The sequence below is a fragment of the Acinetobacter sp. YH12200 genome (genome assembly GCF_013418175.1).
Lineage (GTDB): Bacteria > Pseudomonadota > Gammaproteobacteria > Pseudomonadales > Moraxellaceae > Acinetobacter > Acinetobacter pseudolwoffii.
Map to the genome: position 1 here is coordinate 1 of NZ_VPCO01000052.1, position 5,231 is coordinate 5,231.

Below are 5,231 nucleotides of genomic sequence, written 5' to 3' on the forward strand. Positions count from 1 at the left end.
GGATAATCTTTTTCAGATTCAATCAATAATTGAACCGCTCTTTCTCTGATTTCAGGGGTATATTTTAATTTTGTCATCGGGATAGTCTCTCAGAATATTGACTCTCCGACAAACCCGGTACGGTTCACATTTTACGGCAGAGGATGAACCTATGCTTTCAATCCTTACAGAACATCAGTTTTTTCCGATAGTGATGAAACATAATAAATATGATTATTTTAGAATTATGTCTAAACAAGCGTCATTAAGTGCCGTGCGATGGGTACTTGCGTGGTTGAGTGTACGATATTTGGTGATTAGAGATCATAATTCTGTGAATTTGTTCAAGACAGCTACGTGTGCATAAATATCATTTACCTGACTAGGAAAACTTCTTGCTGCTCATTTATCACTTAATAATAGAGACTCAGGTATTTTTTATGGATCAACAAAGCAATAAAAACATCACATTATTCCTTGCATTTGATTTGCTACTGGAAGCTGTACAACACACTTCCTTATGGAAATAGCCTAAGCAGATATCGTTCAATTTAAGGGGCCCAGGCCTTTGCTTGGCAAATCAGATTTTAACAAAGCAAAGGCCTGGGAATCCGCGAATTTGATTTTTTTCTTTGCTTTCAATTTGATCCATACGTTATCGATTTATATTTTTTATTTAAAAATGAATAAAAAAATTCTAATTTGGTTTGACCAAAGAAAAAGATACCCATATGATAATTACATTACAGCAAAATCTGTAATCGGGCGTGGAAACCCGCATCTCAACGTACTAAAGAGTCACTTTTAGTGGCTCTTTTGTGTCTGCATGGCAATGCTTTATGGCAGGCCAAGTAGGGCAGTCTATGACTGGCCGTTTCGTTGAGCGGTATTTCCACCCCTATTTGGTTTGCCACCATCTCGTGGAAAAGATGTTGGCAAATTTCACATTGATCAACGAGATTACAATATGAAAAATATCATCTTAAAAGTACCCATTTCTCTTAGGTTTCTTTTGTTAGCGCTGACCGGATATTGACGGTCATTTAATTCATCGCTTTAACTAAATTGAACTATATGCACTTTCAAATTTCGTGCTTTAGCGAATATAGGAAAGTGCTGCCTGGAGAAAACAAAAAATGGGCCAAACTCGATTACTGACGAATATCATTCAGCGTAAAGTCATGTTGCCAGAAGAAATGTCGCCTTCAATGCAGCGTGATAATTTTGAAGTGGCACTGACTGATTTTGAAAAGCATGCCATCATCAAATGTTTATTTAAAGCGGATAACCAGCGTTCTACTGAATGTTGGAGTGTGCAGGAAATTGCAAACTTTATTGAGAATTGTACAGAAGATCAAAATATCAATTTGTGTATCTTGTATTGGAAAGATATACACGGCAACATCTATATTATCGATGGGGCGCATCGTCTTTCGAGTATTTATGCTTGGGTCAAGAGATATTTTGCAGATGAACAAGCCACTCAAGCGCCTAATTTTAGCGATCAACAAAAAGAAGATATTCGTGACCTGCGAAATCATTTAGGAGATCTAGCTGACTTCCAAAAAATTTGTATTGATCCTAAATTTGCAGAACAAAAATCTAAATTAGACGATATTAAAATCAGTTTCCGGCAAGTGCTTGGTACTCCAGAAGACGCAAGACGCGTATTCCAATCGATTAATTCAGATACTAAACGCCTAGATAAATATGAGGAATATCATCTAAGAAGTCGGGGAAGTGATGCATATTATGCGATCTATGCCTGTTGTTATATCAATGACAATAAATCCAATTTAGAAGAGCTTCAATATACACGTTTAAATTCGCTGATCGAGTTGGGGGAGAAGATCCATCAGCTGCTTTTCTCTACCATATTATTAGATACTGAAATGAGTCATGGCAAAAAAATTGGCTTGGTCAATGAGCTCATGAATATCATCGCGGGTGATCAGATTCATAATATCATGAGCCTGAATCAGGGTGAACGCGTTGAAAAGATCATGTCACATCTGTTTACGGTCCTTTGCAGAATGGCCACTCCTGTAAAAAATACTGGGGTTCCGAGTTTGGGCTTACATCCGTTCTTATATTTTTATAAGGACCAGCGTTTTCAGATTACTTCCTTTCTGGCATGGTTTGCTATTGTGTTTGAAATTCATGAAAGCCTGATGCAGATTCACCATCGAACCATTAGCTTTAAAGAGTTTACACGTGTCCGCCGTAGTATTGAGTTCTTGATTGCCAATTTTCCAGTGGCGACCACTGAAACGGTCGGTAAGTTCGGCAGTGGGATTAAAGGCTATGATCGGCTACAAATCGTTTATAAAGCCTTTATCTGTTTAAGCCTGGAAATGGATGTCGATTTTGAAGATGAAGAATGCCTGAACACCTTTATTTTGTCGATGTCAAAGGCTTTCAAGTACATCAACTTTAATGAGTTTTATTCTGAAAGATTTTTGGGTAATTATGATGATGGGGTTGTAGAGCATGTAGTCGGATATGTTGAATCGATTAGCCCGATCTCTCGATCAAAGCCCAAGGCCTTTTCAGCATTAACCAAAAATTTGCTTAAGCACAATTTTCTGGTGGGTAATCATAACTTTTGCCCCATTTGTGATGGATTAATCTATCTCGATTCTACTGAATCGGATCATCGGATTGCCAAAGCCGCAGGTGGCCAAGGGGTGCTAGAGAATGGTCTGCTGGTTCATCCACTCTGTAATAGAATGAAATCAGATCTGAGCCTGGAAGAGATTAGAGCGGATTTGTTTGGTGAATTACTGTATTAATCAGCAGAGTGATGAACTCATTTTCTCAAGTGTGTTAATTAATGATAAATCACATGATTTAACTTTTGATATATTCAGCCAGTGTAGCTTTTTTTAATTAAGTGCAGAATCATAGCTAGAAGCTAGCTGTAGTTTCTGAATGACCGTCAAGGTCCTTAGTTTTGCCCATTGATCCTTCTCTGGGCATTTTTTTTGATCAAAATATAACGCTATTCTTGCTAAAAATTGAATATTAATTTTTAACGAAAATTATGTGTAGATAGGTCTAGATAAATTTTTATTCCATTTTCTGCAAATTATTGGATAAACCAACCAGCTATTCTTGTTTATGGTCTACCAGTCATTCTCATTCCAAGTAGACCATCAAGATATAAAACTACATAGCCAATTTTGCCGATACCAAACGATTCATACTCACACCACGCTCCGCAGCTTCAAGTGCTAGTTTTTGATGAACCATTGATGGAACACGAACAGCAAACCGTCCGCTATACTTTTTTTCTGAAAGCGGTACAGGTAATTTCTCATTATTGCTGATCATATCTGCTACAACTTCAGCAACAAGATCAACAATCCCTGAAAATGCTTTAGATTGTTCTGCATCGAGCCAAGACAGTGACGGAAATTCGGCACATAGACCAACATACTCATTATCTTCTGCTGACCATGTAACACGATAAGTAAATTGTTTGCTATCCATTTGACACCTCACAATGTTTTAAGTTTATCAAGTGCAGCTAATACTTGCCTAACCTGATAAGGTTTAGCCTTTCCGCTATCATCTTGAAGATTAATACGAGGATCGCCTTGCCACGGTGTTTTAAATACCGTGTGACTACCACTTGTTTGTCTTGGTTCACCAAAATATTGCTTACAAACCTTGAGTAAATCGACATAGCGGATATTTTTTGGATTATTCCGCATTTGTTCTATAAGTTGATCAAGATTTGCCATTTAAATGCTCAATAGTGCCAATGATTAATAGTATCAATATTGATACCATTAATCAAGAGTTTGGCATGCCTAGTGGCTTATACGAACAGAAATGAATGGTAGGGTGCAAATAGGAATAGGGGGTAGATTTACATAGGAATATGCAATTTACTATCTGTAAGTGAAAGAGGACTCCACCCGACAGTCAGGGTGGAGGTGAATTTCACAGATTTTAACCTTGTTGGTTTTGAATGTATTTCTTAATAATATCTAAGGGCGCACCACCGCACGACCCTGCAAAATAAGATCGTGACCATAAAACAGGTTTTGCATAACTACCACGTAAATCTAAAAATTCATTCCGCATTCTTCTGCTTGTTACCGATTTTAAATTATTCACCAACTTACTAAGCTGAACAGTTGGTGGGTACTGAATAAGCATGTGAACATGGTCAGCCTCACCATTACATTCTTTTAGCTCTGCATCAAAATCTTTGCATATTTCGTCTACACACTCAATAAAATACTTATGATGTAGATCATTTAGAATTTTCTTTCTGTACTTTGTAATAAATACTAGGTGTACGTGTAAGTTAAAGGCTGAATGGCGGTTTTTATAGATTTCAGTCATTGTTTGATTGTTCATTTAATGATAGCATTTGATTATATTAACACATACATACTCATTTATGAAAATCAACAAAGCGTATAAATTTAGGCTTGAGCCTAATGCAGAGCAGGAGCTTGTTTTAAACAAGTTGCTTGGCTCTGCACGTTTTGTTTGGAATCAAATTTTAGCTGTATCGTTCGAGATGCTTGCTAATAATGAGCGAATCAACAAAGTTAATTTAGTCAATAAAATTCCTGAATTACGAAAAAAACCTGAGTGTGCTTTTCTGGAAAACAGTTCAAATGGCGTTTCACTTCAACAAAAAGTGCGTGATCTTGGTGATGCCTGGGGGAAGTTCTTTGACCCGAAAGAACAAGCCAAGTTAAAGCAAAAACCATTTAAAGCCAAAAAACCAAGATTCTTTAAATTGCCGGATGGTCGTGAAGTCCAATTTAGACCACTCATGCCACGATTCAAAAAGAAATCTAATGGCTATGATTCCATTCGTATTGTTCAATTCAATAGATACTGTTGGGTTAAAGGCAACCAAGTTAAGTTACCTAATGACATTGGCGTTGTGAAATTCAGAAAGTCACAAGAGATTCTTGGTGAAATCAAGAATGTCACAATCTCAAAGCATGTTGGAAAGTGGTATATCTCTTTCGGTGTTGAAAGCACAGTAGAAGCACCAGTCCACCCATTAAAATCAGCCGTTGGCATTGATTTAGGTGTTAAAAATTTAATTACAACATCTAGTGGTCAAGTATTCGACCCGATCAATAGTTTCAAGGGGCTTTGTTGCACAAAGATTTGAAATGCAAAGCGCCCCTAATTGAGCCAAATTTAAGGCGTAACTTGGGTAAGTGGTCGACCTAATTCCGTAAATCTGTTGAGGACTGCTACACGTGCATGAATTT

3 protein-coding genes and 3 pseudogenes are annotated in these 5,231 nt (G+C 37.2%); 3 read left to right on the top strand and 3 right to left on the bottom strand.

Features of this window, described 5'->3' with window-relative positions; genetic code table 11:
- Window positions 1-112: 112 nt before the first annotated feature.
- Window positions 113-307 (top strand): annotated as a pseudogene (locus FTU90_RS16365) (hypothetical protein); the annotation flags it as partial.
- Between the two features lie 808 nt (window positions 308-1,115).
- On the top strand, window positions 1,116-2,771 hold the full coding sequence (locus tag FTU90_RS15630; protein WP_005093681.1) for an HNH endonuclease signature motif containing protein: 1,656 nt from the start codon (window positions 1,116-1,118) through the stop codon (window positions 2,769-2,771).
- Between the two features lie 376 nt (window positions 2,772-3,147).
- On the opposite strand, the gene FTU90_RS15635 is transcribed toward FTU90_RS15630, so the two are convergent.
- From FTU90_RS15635 to tnpA, 3 genes and pseudogenes are all read right to left on the bottom strand, one after another.
- Window positions 3,148-3,471: a type II toxin-antitoxin system HicB family antitoxin gene (locus tag FTU90_RS15635; RefSeq protein WP_063454488.1), complete on the bottom strand. Its 324-nt coding sequence runs from the start codon at window positions 3,469-3,471 to the stop codon at window positions 3,148-3,150.
- Window positions 3,472-3,479: 8 nt separating this feature from the next.
- Window positions 3,480-3,605, bottom strand: a pseudogene (locus FTU90_RS16370) (toxin HicA); the annotation flags it as partial.
- Between the two features lie 331 nt (window positions 3,606-3,936).
- The gene (gene tnpA / locus FTU90_RS15645; RefSeq protein WP_180073098.1) at window positions 3,937-4,350 is read right to left on the bottom strand and encodes an IS200/IS605 family transposase; all 414 of its coding nucleotides are present in this window, start codon (window positions 4,348-4,350) and stop codon (window positions 3,937-3,939) included.
- A 43-nt stretch (window positions 4,351-4,393) separates the two neighbouring features.
- Here tnpA and FTU90_RS15650 point away from each other — a divergent pair.
- Window positions 4,394-5,104: pseudogene (locus tag FTU90_RS15650) on the top strand (RNA-guided endonuclease InsQ/TnpB family protein); the annotation flags it as partial.
- Window positions 5,105-5,231: the final 127 nt, after the last annotated feature.